This window comes from Dyadobacter sp. CY323 (assembly GCF_021390245.1).
In the GTDB taxonomy this organism is placed as follows: Bacteria; Bacteroidota; Bacteroidia; order Cytophagales; family Spirosomataceae; genus Dyadobacter.
Genome location: NZ_JAJUXH010000010.1, coordinates 66151 through 84065 on the forward strand (window position 1 = coordinate 66151; position 17915 = coordinate 84065).

15 protein-coding genes are annotated in these 17915 nt (G+C 45.6%); 4 read left to right on the top strand and 11 right to left on the bottom strand.

Translation table 11 applies throughout. From position 1 onward, the window contains the following. Positions 1-9: 9 nt before the first annotated feature. The 5 genes from LZG72_RS15660 to LZG72_RS15680 all read right to left on the bottom strand — a co-directional run bounded on the left by LZG72_RS15660 (position 10) and on the right by LZG72_RS15680 (position 5132). Positions 10-444, bottom strand: a complete 435-nt coding sequence (locus LZG72_RS15660; protein ID WP_233874183.1) for a type II toxin-antitoxin system HigA family antitoxin — start codon at positions 442-444, stop codon at positions 10-12. 1 nt (position 445) lies between these two features. Then, positions 446-778: a type II toxin-antitoxin system HigB family toxin gene (locus LZG72_RS15665; protein WP_233874186.1), complete on the bottom strand. Its 333-nt coding sequence runs from the start codon at positions 776-778 to the stop codon at positions 446-448. Between the two features lie 69 nt (positions 779-847). After that, positions 848-2155, bottom strand: a complete 1308-nt coding sequence (locus LZG72_RS15670; RefSeq protein WP_233874189.1) for a Gfo/Idh/MocA family protein — start codon at positions 2153-2155, stop codon at positions 848-850. A 71-nt stretch (positions 2156-2226) separates the two neighbouring features. Then, positions 2227-3549: an Nramp family divalent metal transporter gene (locus tag LZG72_RS15675; protein ID WP_233874191.1), complete on the bottom strand. Its 1323-nt coding sequence runs from the start codon at positions 3547-3549 to the stop codon at positions 2227-2229. A 122-nt stretch (positions 3550-3671) separates the two neighbouring features. Then, positions 3672-5132 carry a TonB-dependent receptor gene (locus tag LZG72_RS15680; protein ID WP_233874194.1) on the bottom strand — a complete coding sequence of 487 codons (1461 nt, stop codon included), beginning with the start codon at positions 5130-5132 and terminating at the stop codon, positions 3672-3674. A gap of 109 nt (positions 5133-5241) precedes the next feature. Between LZG72_RS15680 and LZG72_RS15685 the strand changes: the two genes are divergently transcribed. Next, the gene (locus tag LZG72_RS15685; RefSeq protein WP_233874197.1) at positions 5242-5637 is read left to right on the top strand and encodes a gamma-glutamylcyclotransferase; all 396 of its coding nucleotides are present in this window, start codon (positions 5242-5244) and stop codon (positions 5635-5637) included. On the opposite strand, the gene LZG72_RS15690 is transcribed toward LZG72_RS15685, so the two are convergent. Beyond that, positions 5634-6401 (bottom strand): type III pantothenate kinase, encoded by a 768-nt coding sequence (locus LZG72_RS15690; RefSeq protein WP_233874199.1) that lies wholly within the window; start codon positions 6399-6401, stop codon positions 5634-5636. The two genes, LZG72_RS15685 and LZG72_RS15690, sit on opposite strands and share 4 nt — an antisense overlap. Positions 6402-6575: 174 nt before the next feature. On the opposite strand from LZG72_RS15690, the gene LZG72_RS15695 reads away from it, so the two are divergent. Beyond that, positions 6576-9953, top strand: coding sequence for a glycoside hydrolase family 2 TIM barrel-domain containing protein (locus tag LZG72_RS15695; RefSeq protein WP_233874202.1), 3378 nt, complete (start codon positions 6576-6578; stop codon positions 9951-9953). Between the two features lie 13 nt (positions 9954-9966). On the opposite strand, the gene LZG72_RS15700 is transcribed toward LZG72_RS15695, so the two are convergent. The 5 genes from LZG72_RS15700 to LZG72_RS15720 form a co-directional block, all read right to left on the bottom strand. Continuing rightward, positions 9967-10527 carry a YceI family protein gene (locus LZG72_RS15700; protein ID WP_233874205.1) on the bottom strand — a complete coding sequence of 187 codons (561 nt, stop codon included), beginning with the start codon at positions 10525-10527 and terminating at the stop codon, positions 9967-9969. Between the two features lie 12 nt (positions 10528-10539). Continuing rightward, positions 10540-11430, bottom strand: coding sequence for a DUF5777 family beta-barrel protein (locus LZG72_RS15705; RefSeq protein WP_233874208.1), 891 nt, complete (start codon positions 11428-11430; stop codon positions 10540-10542). Positions 11431-11441: 11 nt separating this feature from the next. Continuing rightward, positions 11442-11936, bottom strand: a complete 495-nt coding sequence (locus LZG72_RS15710; protein WP_233874210.1) for a ubiquinol-cytochrome c reductase iron-sulfur subunit — start codon at positions 11934-11936, stop codon at positions 11442-11444. Positions 11937-12000: 64 nt separating this feature from the next. Then, complete coding sequence (locus LZG72_RS15715; RefSeq protein WP_233874213.1) at positions 12001-13497, bottom strand: PorT family protein; 1497 nt, start codon at positions 13495-13497, stop codon at positions 12001-12003. Beyond that, positions 13478-14047, bottom strand: coding sequence for an RNA polymerase sigma factor (locus tag LZG72_RS15720; protein ID WP_233874216.1), 570 nt, complete (start codon positions 14045-14047; stop codon positions 13478-13480). The genes LZG72_RS15715 and LZG72_RS15720 overlap by 20 nt, the downstream gene beginning before the upstream one ends. A gap of 234 nt (positions 14048-14281) precedes the next feature. Between LZG72_RS15720 and LZG72_RS15725 the strand changes: the two genes are divergently transcribed. Beyond that, entirely contained in the window at positions 14282-16093 is a 1812-nt protein-coding gene (locus LZG72_RS15725) for an ABC transporter ATP-binding protein (protein ID WP_233874219.1), read from the top strand. Then, on the top strand, positions 16093-17904 hold the full coding sequence (locus LZG72_RS15730) for a MutS-related protein (protein WP_233874222.1): 1812 nt from the start codon (positions 16093-16095) through the stop codon (positions 17902-17904). The genes LZG72_RS15725 and LZG72_RS15730 overlap by 1 nt, the downstream gene beginning before the upstream one ends. Positions 17905-17915: the final 11 nt, after the last annotated feature.

The window sequence follows — 17915 nt, forward strand, 5'->3', positions numbered from 1 at the left end:
TTTTACGTGTTATACATCTTGCAAAATTCGCTTGGTGCTTTCCTTACTGCGCTCGCCGGAGTTCTCGTGCAAAAGCTGATATTCCCTGTTAAATGCCTCCTGCCTCATTTTGAAACGCTCGGCAAGTTTGCGGATTACTTCTTTTGACATCCCTTTTTTATAATGCAAGATGTCAGATACATAGCCTTTGCTTACATTCAAAATTGCAGCTAGATCACGTGCTTTCAGCTGATGATCAGACATTAATGAGTGGAGCAGTTCAACCGGATCGTAATTTGATTTAGTCTCCCTCTCCGCATCGTAAGTTTCTATCAGAAGAGTTAGAAGCTCAGCCTCATCGACAAATTTGTCGGCTTCCAAAGAATCATCCAGCTTTTCTAGCTCCCGGCAGTATTCATAGTACTGTTCCTTCGTTTTTATCACTTTATACTTAAGGACCTCCATGCTAAAATTGATTAACTGTGTATTGATGGCCACGCCTACACAAATATGTATAATCAGCATGTGTTCCAATCCAACAAACATATATGCGGACAGAGGCCTCGCCGAAAACGTACTTACATATTATGCGGTAATTGTTCCCCCCTACATCAAAAACAACTCGTCTCGAAGCATTACCTAGGAAATCTGCCGTTGAAAAACTTTCCTGAATATCTCCCGGAAACCGCCAATCCGCATGCTTTACCCTTTGCAGCCAATCTTCAAATGACGTTTTACTTCTCGCATGATTTCTTACAAATTCTTCAATACTCTGTTTTTTTATTAAATGTACTCTCATGAACAAGTGTGTAAATATAAAAAAAGTTCTCGTAAAGAGAACTTTTGAAAAGCCTTAGTTAGAAACCGGTCAAACCGCCCCAGGCATCGAATATGGCGATCTATACTTTCTGGTCAGCATTTTATTAGCTTCATCATCTGCAATGAACTTTTCAGTTTTAGGGTCAAACGTCAATGCGCGCCCGGTGCGATATGCGATGTTTCCTAGATGCGCCAGGCCCGACGATAAATGTGCGGTTTCAACCGGGCCGTTTAGCAACTTGGCATCCTTAGCTACTACTGCGTCTATGAAGTTTTTGAAATGGTCTCCACCGGCTTTACGCGTTGGTCCCGGCTTCTTTTCCTTTCCCAGAAACGTTTCGTAAAAGTCATAGCCTTTCACAACCATATACCCTTCTGAACCATAGAAAATGTTCCCGATTCCCGTTCCACCTTCATCGTTTGTCATCCATGGACGCACTTCGAATTCGATGATCTTTTTTTCTTTGGGATAAACAAAAGAAGAACTCAATACCTCAGGCGTTTCCTTCGCATCATTCCACAGAAATTTACCTCCGGAAGAGGTAATCTTTTCCGGGAAACTATCAACCCCCAAACCCCACATACACATATCCGTCTCGTGAATTCCCTGATTACCGATATCGCCGTTCCCATAGTTCCAGTGCCAGTGCCAGTCGTAATGCACATAGTTTTTAGAAAATGGCTTCATTTCGGCCGGGCCGGTCCATAAATCGTAATTCAAACCTGCCGGAACTGCCTCCGTTCCTCTGTCACCAATATCGGGGCGCCATTTATAAACGAGACCTCTCGCCATATACACATTCCCTATCAAACCGTCGCGCAGATGCTTCACTGCTTCCTGCAATGCTTCCGAGCTGCGCAACTGCACGCCATGCTGCACGATTCGTTTGTATTTGTGAGCAGCCTCGATCATTTTGCGACCTTCATGCAGATTATGTGAGCCTGGTTTTTCAACGTAAACATCTTTTCCCGCCTGACAAGCCCAAATCGTTGCCAATGCATGCCAGTGATTGGGAGTTGCGATACTGACTACATCAATCGATTTGTCCTCATATACCTTTCGAAGATCATTTTCAGTCTTGACTTTTTTGCCTGTTTTGGTTTCAAACTCCTTTGCTCTCGTCTGAAGAATGTTATTATCAGGATCGCATAATGTAGCTACCTCCACATTGCTCAGTTTGCTGAACCCCGCAATGTGCGACTGGCCCCGCCCATTTACACCAAGAACGGCCACCCGTACACGATCATTCGCGCCAAATGCATTCGCAGGAATAATGTAGGGGATTGAGAGCGTTACCGCTGCTGCCGTTGAATTTTTAATAAAATCTCTCCTTGAAACTTCGTTCGGCTTTTCCATATGACAGAATTTAAGATCCGGTTAAGGTTAACAGCTTTACTATTATTTTAAAATTTCGTACTATTTAAAAATCAGAGAATCTGCACAATGCCGTAGCCGCTTACTGTTAAAATCGATACGACACTTATCCAGAAAAACAGATCATATGCCATTGATGGCTTTAATGAAGCAGGCAATTCACGATAGCGGAAAACCAGTGACACATATACAATCAACAATAGCAAAATAGACGTCGCAATTCCGCCGAGAATAACCATCATCACGGGAGACTGTAAAAACAAAAACAAGATGCACCAGATTGCAGGCAAAACCCATGATAGTATGCCGATGCTTTTACGTTGCTCTGCCTCAGTATTGAATTTCATCCATCCCAATTGTCCGAAGGCATCCCCCCACACTCTTGCCCAGCTTGCAGCAGCCGTAAATAAGGTGGAATACAAAACGAAAAATGCCCCGACCAGAAACAGGTTTTTAGCCCAAGGGCCCAGCGTTTCAGTGAATATTCTTGACAACACTTCTACCATTTCATATCCCTCGGGAACGCTGCCTGCACTGTGCAGAACCGCCGCCCCAAGTAAGTAAAATGCAGCCGTCACGATCGTATAAACCACCATCGACAGAACGGCATCCAGGTACATGACCCGAAACCATCCTTTGGCCCTGACCGCCCATTCTTCGCTTCCATCGTTTGGCCCCGTGTATGCGGCATAACCCTTTTCGATGCACCAGTAATTGTAGTACATGATTTCATCGCCACCCACGCCGGTAATACCAAATGCCCCGAAAGCCATCGCAACCATGCCAACCGGAAGTGAAAACTGCAGTCCCGTCTTTATTTGCTCCCAATGAATGGCATATTTTGTTCCTTGCAGCAGAAAAAGTGATAATAAAATCACAACTGTAAACAGGAGGATCATCACCAGAGAGCCTTTTTCGATCGGTCCGTAGTTTCCTCTGTAAACCCAAAACGAAGTAACAAGTACCGAGATAATTGCCCAGACATTTACTGAAATTCCAGGCCAGGCCATATTGAGTACAATGGCGACACCTCCGACAATTCCTCCTACCTGCAACAATTTCAAACCCTGCAGTGAAAGCCAAAGCCAAATGCTCCAATGCGATTTTCCAAACCTCAATCCGGGCAGGTTATTGAAATTATGCATGATAAAAGTGCCGGTGTAAATCGCATTTTTACCAAATTCCAGTTGGAGAGCCACCTTCACCAGGCAACTGAGAATGATAATCCAGAACATGACGAAACCAGCTTTCGCGCCTAATGCGGTGGTCGCGATCAACTCGCCGGAACCGACAATTGCTGCCGAAAGGATGAATCCGGGGCCGAGGTAACGTATTCTGCCTAAAAAGGTTGTGGGAGGGGTTAGGATTTTGGTCATTAATTTTGTTTAATGCCAAAAGTCAATTTTAGAGGGGGACTACTCGGTTTTTAAAGCCACGGATACACGAATGTGACACTAATACATTCGTGTGTCATTCGTGCATTCGTGGCATTAAAAGACTAAAGATTACCAACCGCCTGATGGATCTGTGTAACAGTATCCGCGTAATTATCTTCGCTCGGCAGACCAAAAAGCGCCTTCTCCTTGATCATGACCGCCACATTTTCGGGAACCAGTTTTTCCCAGCCCGGCTCACCCCTTTTAATTTTTTCGAGAACACTATCAGTGGTAATATGCATGTGTTCTTTATTATAATTCCGGATATCCTCTATTTTATCATTAATGATCAAATATTGAAAAAGTGGTCTCAGATGATCAGGAACCACGAAATTCTCACAACTGTAAACAGAACCGTCGGGCTGTAAAGTGGGGTAAATGAACAGCTTTACTTTCCGGCTGAAAAGTGTTGCAAAAGATTCCAGAATACCTCCCTGCAGAAACTCATAATGCTTTTCTTCAAAAATATCCTGCAAACTCGGACTACCCAGCAGCAGCCCCGCTTTCAATTTGGTAAGCCGGGAAAGATAGGCGACCAGACGATAATATTCATGGTGGTTGGAAATCATTACCATGTGGCCGAGAGAACAAAGAATGTCTACACGGTCCAGAAAGTCCTTTTCGTCAATATCCCGGTCGCCGCCTTTGAGGTTATGCAGGGTAAGTTCGGAGATCAAAACTACTTTCGACTCGTCCACATCCGGCTCAGCCAGAAACTGCTTTTGCCCATTGCTGATCAGGTCGATATGGACGTTCGTGATCGGCCTCAACCGGCCGCGCATCATCAGGATGTGTTTTTTATATAAAGCCTCCGAAGGTTGCAAAACACCACCATCGCTGCCAAAAAGTGCGGCGTCCGTAAACCCGTTTTTAACCAGTCTGAGGCTCATTAACCGGTTATCCACCTTCGCGAAATCCGGCCCGCTGAAACGCACCATATCAATTTCGATCCGATCACTGGTCAGATCGTCCATTAAAGACAAAAGCAGTATTTCGGGCGATTTATAGTAAAAAAAACAGCCGTACATCAGGTTTACGCCGATAATACCGAGCGCCTGCTGCTGCAGAATGTTCTCATCATCACGCATCCGGATATGTATGACCACATAATTGGTAGGCCCCATTGGCGTAAGCTGAAATTGCAGACCCACCCAGCCGTGTGATTCATTGGTTTTTTGAAAATTAAGAGCAACTACGGTATTGGCAAATGCAAAAAACTGGCTGTCCTCGCCCCGTTTCTCCGAAAGCCTTTTTTCTACCAGATTATATTCCCGGTTCAACATCTTCATCAGCCGGGATTCCACCACATATCGTCCTCCTTCTTCCGTTCCGTAAATTGCGTCGCTGAAAGTCATGTCGTAGGCGGACATGGTTTTGGCTACCGTCCCGGAAGCCCCGCCAGCCTTAAAAAAATATGCAGCAGTCTCCTGACCAGCCCCGATTTCAGCGAAAGAACCATATATTCTGCGATCAAGGTTGATCCTTAATGCTTTTTGTTTGGTACCAAGGTTCTTTTCGTACATAACTTGAATAGGTAAGATAAAAAACGTTACTTGTAAATATAAGAAAAATGCATTACCATATTAACGTATTTAACCGCATTCTAGTTACAGAATGGAAAAGTTCTAAATCATGTTTCCCGAAAATGTTTATCTGTTTACTTACGGCACCTTGAAGAAAGGATTTAAAAATCCATTCGCCGAAACGCTTCGTTTCGCTTCGGTTTTTGAGGGCGAAGGTTATTTCAATGGGCGTCTGTACCTGATTTCTTGGTACCCGGGTGCCGTATATGATGAAATGGAAACGGCAAAAGTGCATGGAGAAGCTTACCGGCTCACCGACACTGAAATACTTTGGGAGCTCGACGAATATGAGGAGGTTCTTGGGGATGAAGCATCCAGCCTGTATCTGAGAAAGGTTGTTACTGTGACCCTGCAAAACGGATCAGAAGTTCCATGCTGGACCTATTTGTATAACCAATCTGTCGACGGATTACCACTTATTTCAGACGGCCGTTTTACGGTTTAAGCGCGAAGACTTTCACCGATTATGCGCAGACCGTCCAAGGTCAATTTCCGGTCAATTTCTACAAATTCGTCACGCAATGTGTCGATGATCGAGGATAGCCCGCCCGTTGCCACGGCAATGCATTCGCCTCCCAATTCGGCCCGAATGCGACTGATCAAAGATTTCACCAAACCTTCATAGCCTAACAAAATACCCGCCTGAATTGCTTCTGTAGTATTTCTGCCGATTGCAGTGGCAGGTAATTGCAACGGTACCTCGGGCAACTGCGCAGTGTTGGCAAATAATGCTTTTACGGCGGTCAACAATCCAGGCAGAATGGCGACGCCCAGGATCTTGCTATCTTTCGATACCGTGGTGAAAGTGAGCGCGGTACCGAAATCCACAACGACACAATTTTGTTTATACCGCGTAGAAACGGCGACCGCATTGGCGATCAGATCGGCGCCTATTTCGTGCGGATGATCGATGGCAATGCTCAATGCGGGATAAATTTCCGGACCGACAACAATGACATCATCCCCGAATAAAGACCGGAGCATTTTCTGGATAATGGGTGTCATTGCCGGTACAACACTGCTTAAAACAACGGTTTCTACATCGCCAAACCAAAGTCCGGCTTCCAGGAAGTGCAGCCTGAGCCTTGACTCATAATGTGATTCATTTTCTTGCACCAGTGACCGCATCCGCCAGATATGTTCCCAATTACCAGATTGGTAGAGTCCAAAAACGGTGTCGGTATTGCCGACGTCTACGGCTAAAAGCATAAAATTGAATTTACATCCACGGGCAAATTAAAGGCATTATTCAAATAAAACTTCATCTTGCCCATGATTTGCACCCGTTTCTTTTTGAGAATATCTATTTTTAACAAAAAAATAAACCAGTCTGTACCGCAGACATTTCAGATACCTTTCGCAAGATTTACCGGGAACCTCACTATGTTTTTTAACAAACTGGAAAGACTCATTTTAACGGGCTTTCTACTTATATTTCCGCATTTGTCAGCTCATTCTCAGGCTATTCCTGAATGGCAGGATCCGCAGGTCATCAGCATCAATACCGAACGTCCACGCGCCGATTTTACACCCTACCCTACTGAAAAAAGTGCATTGCTCAGAGAAGTGAAAACGCCGTTTGTGCAATCGCTGAATGGGAATTGGAAGTTTAAATGGGCTCCTCATCCGTCCAAAGCACAAGTCAATTTTTTCGATCCAAAAACACCCGACGCGAACTGGGAGACGATACCAGTCCCATCCAACTGGCAGGTGTTCGGAGCGCGGGAGGGTCGCAGTTATGACAAACCGATTTTCTCCAACATCAGGCATCCATTTAAGGCAACGCCCCCGCGGATCACGGCCGACACGAATGCGGTTGGCATGTACCGGACCACATTCACGGTTACCGACAATGTAAAAGATAAGCAGCTATTCCTGCATTTCGGCGGCGTTCAGTCTGCCTGTTATGTGTGGCTGAATGGCGTTGCGCTGGGGTACCATGAAGACGGGATGACGCCTTTTGAATTTGATATTACAGAAGATGTAAAACAAGGTATTAATTCGCTGGCAGTGGAGGTAATCAACTGGTCTGATGGAAGTTACCTGGAAGATCAGGATTACTGGAGGCTGTCCGGGATTTTCAGGGATGTGAACCTGCTTCTATTGCCGAAAGCTATGCTGGCCGATTTTTCCGTGCGGACCATTCTTGACGCCAATCATGAAAATGCTACGTTGAAACTGAGTGCGTTTGTAAAAAATTATGGCCCGCAACCCATTCATGCACATCAGGTACTTTGTACCTTATACGATCATGCTAAAAATGTAGTGGTAACCCCTGCAAGTCAGATGGTTGGAACGCTGGAACCGGGTAAGGAAGGGGCTGTGAGACTGGACGTTGCTATTCCGAATCCAACCAAATGGAGTGCTGAAAATCCCTATTTATATACTCTGAGCGTCCAGCTGATGAATTCGGATGGAAAAGTGCTGGAAGCAACAAGCCAGCGTGTAGGTTTCAGAGAGGTGAAGATCAAAGGCGGTCAACTGCTGGTGAATGGAAAAGCGATTACATTAAAAGGTGTAAACCGCCACGAATTCGTTCCTGAAACGGGCAGGGTTATGAGCCGGGAAACCATGGTCCGCGACATTACCTTAATGAAGCAATACAACATCAACGCAGTCCGCACATCGCATTACCCTAACGTATCGGAATGGTACGACCTGTGTGATGAATATGGCTTGTATGTCATGGATGAGGCGAATATTGAGAGTCATGAGTTATGGAGTAAAAATGTGATCCTGGCTGACCAGCCTCAATGGAGGTCTGCATTCCTGGCACGCGGCAATGCCATGATCGAGCGGGATAAAAATCATCCGTCTGTCATTATCTGGTCGCTCGGAAATGAATCAGGAATGGGGCAGAATTTCACTGCGATGGCCGATTTCATCCGCCTTGCCGATCCGACACGCCCGATCCATTACGAAGGCAGAAAAGATTACAAACCGACTACGCTGAGCAACTTTGACATCATTTCAGTCATGTACCCATCCGTTCAGGATATGATTGAATTGGTAAAAAAAGACAAAACGCGCCCATTGATCGTTTGCGAGTATGCACACGGAATGGGTAACAGCATTGGTAACCTGAAAGATTACTGGAACGTGATCGAGAAAAACCCAACCATGCAGGGAGGTTTTATCTGGGATTGGGTGGATCAGGGACTTAAACTAAAAAACACCGATGGAACAACCTATTGGGATTATTTCAACTACATCGACGGTGCCAATGCGGGCGATGGACTGGTAAATCCGGATCGGACGCCACAGCCCGAGCTGAACGAGGTGAAAAAGGTTTATCAGTCTGTCAAATTCGAAATGCCGGACACGTTACGCGTCGGCGAAAAGCAGATTACCCTCCATAACGCATTTGATTTCCAAACTCTGAGCGGCTATGAGTTAGTATGGAATCTGCAGGAAAACGGAAAGGTAATTGGAAAAGGGGGTACGATTGGAAATCTCAACGCTCAGCCGGGCCAAAAAAACCAGGTTACCATTCCTTACGAACTTCCAGCCACAGCGAAACCGCTGACAGAATATTTTTTAAATCTGAGCGTGAGATTAAAAAATGCAACAAACTGGGCATCAAAAGGTCACGAGATTGCCTGGCATCAGGTACCTGTTTTAAAACAAACTCCTCAGGCTCCATTGGTGAGTATGTACAGTGAAAGGCCACTTCGCGTTGCGCAAATCAGCTCAGGACGCGTTTCCATTAGCGGGCAGGATTTTTCGGTAGTATTTGATAAAACCGCCGGCCGGATGATTTCTTTTAAAAACAAAAAAGAAGAAATGCTGGAAACAGGTCCGTTCCCAAATTTTTGGCGCGTACCAACGGATAACGATGAAGGTGGTGGTGCTAACAGTTATGCCTCCAAATGGCGTGGCGTAAATCTGGATACCCTTGAACTGGCGTCCTCAGAAATGAAAACCCAGCGTCTGACTTCGCAAGTTTACAGGGTTACATTAAATAATACGCTGAAATCCGGCAAAGGTGAAGTGGTGGTGAATGCCGAATATCTGGTATATGCTTCGGGTGATGTTCTGGTACGTTGTACCTATACCCCAACCGGCGAATGGCCGGTGCTCGCCAAGGTAGGAATGCAGTTTCGGATGCCGGTTAGTTTCAATAAAACGCAATGGTACGGAAATGGCCCGCACGAAACTTACCCCGACCGGAAAACCAGTCGAAAAGTCGGAATTTACGGCGGAACTGTTGCAGACCAGCACTTTCCGTACATTTCCCCGCAAGAGAATGGTAACAAAACGGATGTCCGCTGGGCCAGCATAACCAATGCAGAGGGGATCGGATTGCTCGCAGTGAGTGACTCGGTGTTCAACTACAACGTACATGACTATACGGACAAAAGCTTACTAGCCGCAAAAAAGCGGGCGGCAACATTGGTAAGAGGCTCCTCGACGACCGTCAACATCGACCTGGCCCAAATGGGACTCGGGGGCGACGACAGCTGGTCGCCGAGGGTTCATACCGAATACCTGCTTCCAGCCAAAGTGTATTCGTATAGTTTCAGGTTGAAAGCCATTGATAATACTTCTAACATCGAACAGATTGCCGGTAGCCAGCTTCCGTATGCCCGCAAGTCCGGGAATGCTGAGTCCAGTACTTCTAGCGATGAAAATGCAGTTACATCTGAGGACGATGCTGAAGCTGAACTGGAAGAACCTGCTCCTAAACCGGTTGTGAGAAAAGCGCCGGTACGGAAAAAGCCCGTACGGAGGAGAAGCTCCTCCCGGAGAAGGCGGCGGTAAGTCTTTCTTCCTACTACTTCGCCACCAGCGTATAATTCGCTTTTACGCTGATTACCTGGGCTATTTTTACAAAAACTACCTGCGGAACTTCGATTTTGTGATCGGTTAATGGTACCTCGAATGCAGAAGAAATGGAGATCTTCCCGCCTTCTATCCTCATCTTTCCGGGAATGGTCCGCACTTTTGTAACACCATGCACTGTGAATTTGCCGGTGGCCGAAACATCATATTCCCCATCTTTCGCATAATCCGGCGCTTTATCCACTTTTCCACTGAATGTGGCCGTCGGGTATTTGGCCGACTCGATGTAGTTTTCATTAAAATGCTCCTGCATTAACTTATTCGGAAAATTAAATTCCCTCATATTCATACGGATAGCAATTTCTCCTGTGGCCGTATTCAGAATTGCCTGGGACTTCTTATTCTCGGCAAATACATTTTCCAATGGCGTTACCGAAGAAAAAGTAGTGACTCCGGACGAAGTAGAAAACATTCCCTGCGCCGAGAGCGGTACCGAATGCAAAGTCATCCCCAGCAAGGTTACGAGAACCATGCGAATAAAAAGCGCTTTCATAATCGTGTTGATTTAGTTTGCTGGCTGTCTTTTATTCTTTTTATCAAAACTGAAAGTCCTGGACAGATTGAACCCGTAATGAATATCACCTTTGCCCCAGGTTCCGGCTGTTTCTCCGATAAATTGCTTTTCGATCATGCCTAACGAATTTGTAAAGTGGAGCTGGAAAACGTGTCCGCCCGTTTCAATGTCGACTCCAAAAGACATAGAATCATAGTACCGAGCAGTGACAGTATTTTTTTCGCGGGCTGTGTAAAAGTACTCTCCATTCAGTGAAACGCGTTTCGATAGCTTAAACCGTCCGCCAATCCCAACCGCCAGAAGTGTATTCTCGTCGCCCAGCACATCCGGATGATTTCGATGCAGGAATGTCGGCGAAAGTTGCAACGATAATCGTTCCCCAAACTTTCTGGCGATGAGCACCTGCGCCGTATACGTGAGCTTATCCTGAAATTCGAGCTCTTTGTTCACCGTTGCAATGGCCATGCTGCCGAAAAGCGTCACCGATACAGGTACGGACCGAGCACCGGTACTTTGTTTTAACACTTTATATTTTCCCAAAAAATCATAGGCTTTTTGAGAGGTACTTCTGCCGACGCCAATCATGAAATTGTCGGTCAACCCATATTCAAAACCCATGCGCATAGTCGCCTGGTCCAATCCGAAAAAGTTATATGCGCCGGAATTCAGTCTTCCGAAACGGTGCGAGATCCGGAAATCCATGTGCTTTTTCTTCATGGTTTCGACGGAATGCCCATTCACCACACGGGTTGATTTGAATGTGGCATCAACCGGGATTTTCTGTGCGCTATCTTGTTTCGACAGTTGATTTAACAGATCATCCTGAGCGTAGGCCACAGCGGATGAGCACATTAACAATAATGCGAGGCGGAGCATTTTCATAATGAGTTTGGTTAGGCTGTAATTGTAAGCGTATTTCCGTCCGCAGAGAGTGCGGTTTTGTAAACTTTCAGCGCGGTAGTTGCCGGTCCGTTTTTCACGGCACCGGTTGTTGAAAATTGTGATCCGTGATTGGTACACAAAAAGTCATTTTCACCCGCACGGAAACCGATTGTAAAACCTTCATGCGTACACGTTTTTGAAAGTGCGACATAGGACCCCGCTGTCGTGTGAGCTACAATGGTATCACCAATGACCCTGAAACCTCCACTCGCTTTAATGTCGGTGGCCTTGGTCAGATCGATGGAAAAGTTTACCGAGCCGGTCGTTGTTCCCGTAATGCCCGTACTTGTACCACCGCCGGGAGTCGGTTCCGGGTCATCACTACCCGACCCGCAGGATGACAGGGTGGTGCCCATGCAGTAAAAAGCCATTAAAGTGGAAGTACTGAGTCCAAGACTTCTTAGGAATTCGCCTCTTTTCATTCCCTCTTTTTGAGTAGTATCCATAGTGAATAAGTAATTAATAATAAATTAATTAGTAGATATTAAGCAGTACTGGTAATTCGTGTTCTTAACGGAATGCAGGTGTGTAGCGGAGGGATAGCCACATACCTGTGGTGAACAGGTTGACTTTGCCGTATCCTACCCTTTTCAACGGCACTCTTAAATAAGGTTCGGCAAGTAGGGAGAGTTTTTGAGAAATCTTGTATTCATAACCCGCGGAGACATTCAGATGGCTGAACCAGTACCATCCTGTCTTTCCATTCCAGCTTCGCATTTTAATCTTCGGATCCATTTCATTCTCGAAGCTGTATTTATATTTTTCCTTGTTCATGTGATAGGAAGAAAAACCACCACCAGCAAATATGGACGATCTTGCTATTTGTAAAACATCATATCGCAGATTCAGAGGTATTTCCAGGACTTTGCAAAAGCCATCCACACTCTTTACATCAGGTCCATAATAATGGGGATCTTGCATCAAAGGCAACTTGTAACTTTTTCCATCTCCGTAATACCCTTTTGAACTCCATACTGCTCCGGTTTGTACGAACAGTCTAGGCACTATCGAATATTCGACAAGTAGTGATACCGCTGTTCCAGGCTTCGTAAAGTCCTTCATACCAACTGTACTTAGGTCAGGAGAATAGCCAAACCGTACAGCCCATTTCGCATTAGATATCTCAATGCTTTCTTTCGATTTCTCCTGATTAGCATCAGGCTCTGCTTCTGTTACAGCAATTACTGGGTAGTCAATCCGATTTGCCCAGTTTATTTGTTTGTTACCTAAATTGGACACCGTAATCTGCATTCTATCCAACTGGTCATCGGCTGATATAACCTCATTTTGCTGGACATTAACAGGCGACATATTGGTCGCATCTGCATTACCTCCCATTTCAGTCCGATTGGGTGTGACCCCATTGGAACCAATTGCCTGCCTTGCCCCAAGTTCGGAGGCACTGGTTCCGTTAGGATCATTTTTATGCACTTTTTCGTCGGCATTTAATGAAAGAGCCCCGTCGCCTCCTTCCCTTTTTGAGCGGTTAGGCTCTAAGTACACTCCGCCTGCCTTAGATAGGCTCCGGGGCAATGTTTTACTGCTTTTTGAAGAAACAGCCTTCAAATCTGATTTTAAGGAGGATTCCGGAGTACGGGTATCCTTTTCTGATCTTGGTGAAATGCTCGGTTCAGTATTTTCTTTCTCCTGCGCTGCGTTCGTTAAAGCTTCTTTATCTATTTTCTCGATGATTTTCGCATTGGTTTGTTCTTGTGCAGCCGATTTATTTTCAGTAACCTTTGATCCCGGAACAAGCTGAATTTGCTCATTTACCTGGTTTTTTTCTTCATTACCAAACAAATAATAAGACGCAATTCCTCCGGGGATCATCAATAACAACAACCCCAGCGGCCACCATTTCCTGAACCAGGCAGCCGGAGTTTTCCCATCCGTCTCATCAAGTCGTTTTTTCAGGCTATTCCAATCTTCCGGATCAAATTGCGGATCAAGCTCTTCTGATGACTTTCTGAAGAGCTTATCCAGTTCGTCATCTGGTAACTCTATCATAATTGTCAATACTGATTTTGGATAACATTTCTCTTAATTTTTCTCTTGCACGCGACAAATTCGACTTTGACGCCCCAACCGAAATATTCAGCTGATCTGCAATTTCTTCGTGTGTGTAGCCGTCAATCACTGATAAACTAAAAACAATCCGGTAGGAGGGTGTAAGTTTTTGGATCAGGCCAACCAGCTCCTCATGAGCGATTTTACTGATCACCGTCTCATCAACAGACACTTGCTCCGCCATCTCCACGTCGTCGAACACATCCCTGCGGACCTCCTGTCTGTAATGATCCAGTGCTGTATTAATCATGATCCTACTCAACCAGGTTTTAAATGAACGGTCTGAATCAAAACTGTCAAGTTTTGTAAAAACCTTCAGAAATCCATCGTTGAGTATTTCCTTAGCCTCCTCCCGGCTACGTGTATAGCGTAAACAAATGCTCATGGCATAGCCGTAAAACTGTTTGTACAACAGCTCCTGACTGCGGCGGTTTTTTCTTAAACAGCCGTCGAGTAGTTCATGAAGAACGGCGGAGTTATACTCGGGCATGCTATTCGCTTTTTTACACCATTACGTTCATTTCAAAACAACGGTTGCTTGGTATGGTCAAGATTTTCGTTAATTTTTATAACTATTTGAAAATGTTAAGGTTAAAACGCAAAAATCGGTTTAATCTCCTGTTAACCGCATCCTTGATTTAATTGACTATTTTTGCAGGCTGATCCAATCAGTTATTTTAAAACAGCCGGAAGATGGGCTGAGTAATGCACAATATGAATTGTAATGGCTGCTATCGACACTAAAGAAGACCCTCAATCACCGTTTGCAATAAAAAAAATCAGTTGGCAGGGTCTTAAAACCACAAAGGAACTTTTAAAATACCTCCGGCCATACCGCTGGACATTCTTTGTCGGAATGATCTTCCTGGTACTCTCAACCGGTACTTCACTCGCATTCCCCAAGCTCGTCGGAAACATCATCAAAGTTATTGAGGGAAAGTCAAAATACACGATCAACGAGATTACCGGATTTCTTTTTATCGTTCTGATCTGCCAGGCCGTCTTTTCTTATTTCAGGGTATTTCTCTTTACAAAAGTGAGTGAAATGGCCATGAGCAATATCCGGTCTGACGTTTTCAGCAAGATCATTACATTACCGATCTCGTTCCTGGAACAACGTCGCGTTGGTGAGCTAACGAGCCGCATCACTTCCGATGTATCCCAATTACAGGGACTTATGTCATTTACACTGGCCGAGGTTTTCCGTCAGGTGGCCACACTCATTGTCGGTATCAGTATTCTTTTTTACACCTCCTGGAAACTGACCTTATTCATGCTGGCGACTTTTCCGATGCTGGTCGTCGCCTCGGTTTTTTTCGGGCGTCATATGCGCCGGCTATCCAAAAAGGCGCAGGACGAGCTGGCAGCGGCGAATGTAGTGGTTGAAGAAACACTCCAGTCTGTCAATGTCGTAAAAGCATTTACCAACGAACCGCTTGAAGTGGATCGCTATAACACAATCCTTGGCCGCGTGGTCGACCTTTCACTTTACGCTGCCAAGTTTCGGGGCGGGTTTGTGTCATTCATTATTTTTGCCATGTTTGGCGGCATTGTTGGCGTGGTATGGTATGGCGCCGGGCTGGTGCAGGCGGGCGATTTCGGACTTTCCGAGCTTTTTACATTTATCCTTTATACTACATTTATTGGTGCGTCGATCAGCGGAATGGGTGACCTATATGCCCAAATCAACAAAACGATCGGCGCTTCCGAACGCATTTTCGAGATTTTACGGGAAACACCGGAGATCTCCCTCGAAGTTGCCAAAAACGCGACGGCGGGCGGCGTCACCGGCGACGTGGTGTACGACGATGTGCATTTCTCTTACCCATCCCGCTCCGATCTGCCGGTGTTAAAAGGTATTTCTTTCCACATCAAAGCAGGTGAAAAAATCGCATTGGTAGGTTATAGCGGCGCAGGCAAATCCACGATCGTGCAACTATTACTGCGTTTTTACGACCATCAATCGGGTAATATCCTGGTTGACGGAAAGCCATTGAGCAGTTTCGGGATTACGGAGCTTCGGAAAAATATCGCGGTCGTACCTCAGGAAGTGATGCTTTTTGGCGGGACGATCTATGAAAATATCTCGTACGGAAAGCCAAATGCGACCCGTGAAGAAATTTACGATGCCGCCAGACGCGCCCACGCCAGCGAGTTTATCGATACGTTTCCCGAAAAGTTTGAAACCATTGTGGGCGAGCGCGGCATTAAGTTATCCGGTGGTCAACGTCAGCGCATTGCCATTGCGCGGGCCATTTTAAAGGATCCGAAAATTCTGATATTGGACGAAGCTACCAGCTCGCTCGACGCAGAATCGGAAAAACTGGTACAGATCGCACTCGACGAATTAATGCAAAACCGGACCACGATCGTCATCGCGCACCGGCTCGCTACCATCCGCAAAGTGGATATGATTTACGTGATCCGCGAAGGCCGCATTGCCGAATCGGGCTCACATCAGCAATTGACGTTGCTGGACAATGGTTTGTACGCCAATCTTATCAAGTTGCAGTTTGAAACCGCAGAAAGTAATTAATGGAAAACCCCACAGAATTTTCTAAAACTGCCCCGCAACATTTTTTTGAAACCGAATTCGAAAAGGCCCGCCTCGCACAAGCCGCAGCGCAAAAAAGATTTAATGCATTAGCGATTGTAAGGTTATCCGTTTTCGCAGGGATATTAGTCGCTGCCTGGATCTGGAACAGAACCGGTGAATCGCTGCTGGCAATCGTAGTTGTGGCATTGATTGTGGCCTTTTTTATTTTAATGAAAAAACACCAGGCCGTAAAAAGAAAAAGGGATTTTCAGAGAAATATTCAGACCGTCAATGAAGATGAATTGGAAAGATTGGCTTACCGGTTCAAAAGAACGGATACTGGAACTCAGTTCTCAGAAAAAGAACATGCATATGCCACAGATCTGGATATTTTCGGCGGATATTCTTTATATAAGTTATTGAACCGCACGAGAACCGCAGAAGGAAGCCGGCGGCTCGCAAACTGGTTGAAAAATCATGCGGATACCGAAGAAATTGCATTAAGACAGCAAACTTCCATTGAATTCAAAAACCAGCCTCAGTACATTCAGGAATGGGAAGCGACTGCATTGCTTCATGAAAAAGCCGCGCAACAGATCGGTACATTTCGCGCCTGGATTACGGAGAAAATGCCGGATGAACTAGTCAAGTCCCTCCGTTTGCGCTGGGTTCCGTTGTTGACACTGGTCATTGGGATTGCCGCAATTTTAAAATTGATTCCCGTCGGATTGTTTTTACTGGCATTAGCCGCGCATTTTCTTATTCTGAGAAGATACCTTACTAGCATTCAACAGCTTACAAATAAAACGGCGACGCTAGGACGTACGCTTATTGCTTACGCAGACCTTTTAAAAAATGCAGAATCGGCCCCATTCACATCTCCGTGGTGGCTGCGCCGCAAGGAATTTATTACCGGTTCTTCGTCAGCATTACATCAGGCCGGAAGTTTGTTCGAGCGGCTTGATTATCGTAATAATCCATTCTTCTCGCTTTTTGTCGGCCTTCCTACACTTTGGGACTTGCATTGTTTGGCTGCTTTGGAAAGCTGGAAAGAAACCAATCGCTCAAAATTGGCGGACTGGCTCGATGTACTTGCCGACACCGAAGCCATGAACAGTCTGGCCGGATATGCATTCGCCAATCCCGAATGTGTGATACCGGAAGTAAGTCGGCAGGATGATGTTTTTATAAAAGCCAAGGAAATGGGACATCCGCTCATCCCCGGATCGAAAAGGGTTTCAAATAGCTTTGAAATGAATGGGACCGGGCATACAATTCTGATTACGGGCTCGAATATGTCAGGTAAAAGCACGTTTTTGAGAACGATTGGGCTCAATTTTGTTTTAGCTCAAACAGGTGCGGTAGTGAGTGCCGATTCATTTTCATGCGCTCCCGTTCGCATTTTCAGCAGCATGCGTACGCAGGATTCGCTCGAAGAAAGTACTTCTTCCTTTTATGCTGAACTAAAAAGGCTGCGGAAGCTGCTCGAACTGGCCGACGAAAAATCAGGAACACCCGTTTTTTACCTGCTCGACGAAATTCTGAAAGGTACCAACTCCGCAGACCGGCATCGCGGCGCGGAAGCTTTGATCCGGCAATTACATAAGAAAAATGCTTCCGGGCTTGTTTCAACGCATGATCTTGAACTGGGTGAATGGGGCGCTACTGAAAACTACGTGCATAACTTCCATTTTCGTTCCGATGTGGAGAACGGAAAGCTGCATTTTGACTATCGCCTGCACGAAGGAATTTGTACGAGTTTCAATGCGTCGGAACTCATGCGCATGATGGGGATTGATATAGAATTGTAACTTTACTCACT

Excerpts from the sequence above, each read along its gene's own strand:
- LZG72_RS15705 (WP_233874208.1), bottom strand. The coding sequence starts at position 11,430 with ATGAAAATGCTCCGCCTCGCATTATTGTTAATGTGCTCATCCGCTGTG.
- LZG72_RS15665 (WP_233874186.1), bottom strand. The coding sequence starts at position 778 with ATGAGAGTACATTTAATAAAAAAACAGAGTATTGAAGAATTTGTAAGA.
- LZG72_RS15685 (WP_233874197.1), top strand. The coding sequence starts at position 5,242 with ATGTTTCCCGAAAATGTTTATCTGTTTACTTACGGCACCTTGAAGAAA.
- LZG72_RS15715 (WP_233874213.1), bottom strand. The coding sequence starts at position 13,497 with ATGATAGAGTTACCAGATGACGAACTGGATAAGCTCTTCAGAAAGTCA.
- LZG72_RS15695 (WP_233874202.1), top strand. The coding sequence starts at position 6,576 with ATGTTTTTTAACAAACTGGAAAGACTCATTTTAACGGGCTTTCTACTT.
- LZG72_RS15690 (WP_233874199.1), bottom strand. The coding sequence starts at position 6,401 with ATGCTTTTAGCCGTAGACGTCGGCAATACCGACACCGTTTTTGGACTC.
- LZG72_RS15670 (WP_233874189.1), bottom strand. The coding sequence starts at position 2,155 with ATGGAAAAGCCGAACGAAGTTTCAAGGAGAGATTTTATTAAAAATTCA.
- LZG72_RS15725 (WP_233874219.1), top strand. The coding sequence starts at position 14,282 with ATGGCTGCTATCGACACTAAAGAAGACCCTCAATCACCGTTTGCAATA.
- LZG72_RS15660 (WP_233874183.1), bottom strand. The coding sequence starts at position 444 with ATGGAGGTCCTTAAGTATAAAGTGATAAAAACGAAGGAACAGTACTAT.
- LZG72_RS15720 (WP_233874216.1), bottom strand. The coding sequence starts at position 14,047 with ATGCCCGAGTATAACTCCGCCGTTCTTCATGAACTACTCGACGGCTGT.
- LZG72_RS15710 (WP_233874210.1), bottom strand. The coding sequence starts at position 11,936 with ATGGATACTACTCAAAAAGAGGGAATGAAAAGAGGCGAATTCCTAAGA.
- LZG72_RS15700 (WP_233874205.1), bottom strand. The coding sequence starts at position 10,527 with ATGAAAGCGCTTTTTATTCGCATGGTTCTCGTAACCTTGCTGGGGATG.
- LZG72_RS15680 (WP_233874194.1), bottom strand. The coding sequence starts at position 5,132 with ATGTACGAAAAGAACCTTGGTACCAAACAAAAAGCATTAAGGATCAAC.
- LZG72_RS15675 (WP_233874191.1), bottom strand. The coding sequence starts at position 3,549 with ATGACCAAAATCCTAACCCCTCCCACAACCTTTTTAGGCAGAATACGT.
- LZG72_RS15730 (WP_233874222.1), top strand. The coding sequence starts at position 16,093 with ATGGAAAACCCCACAGAATTTTCTAAAACTGCCCCGCAACATTTTTTT.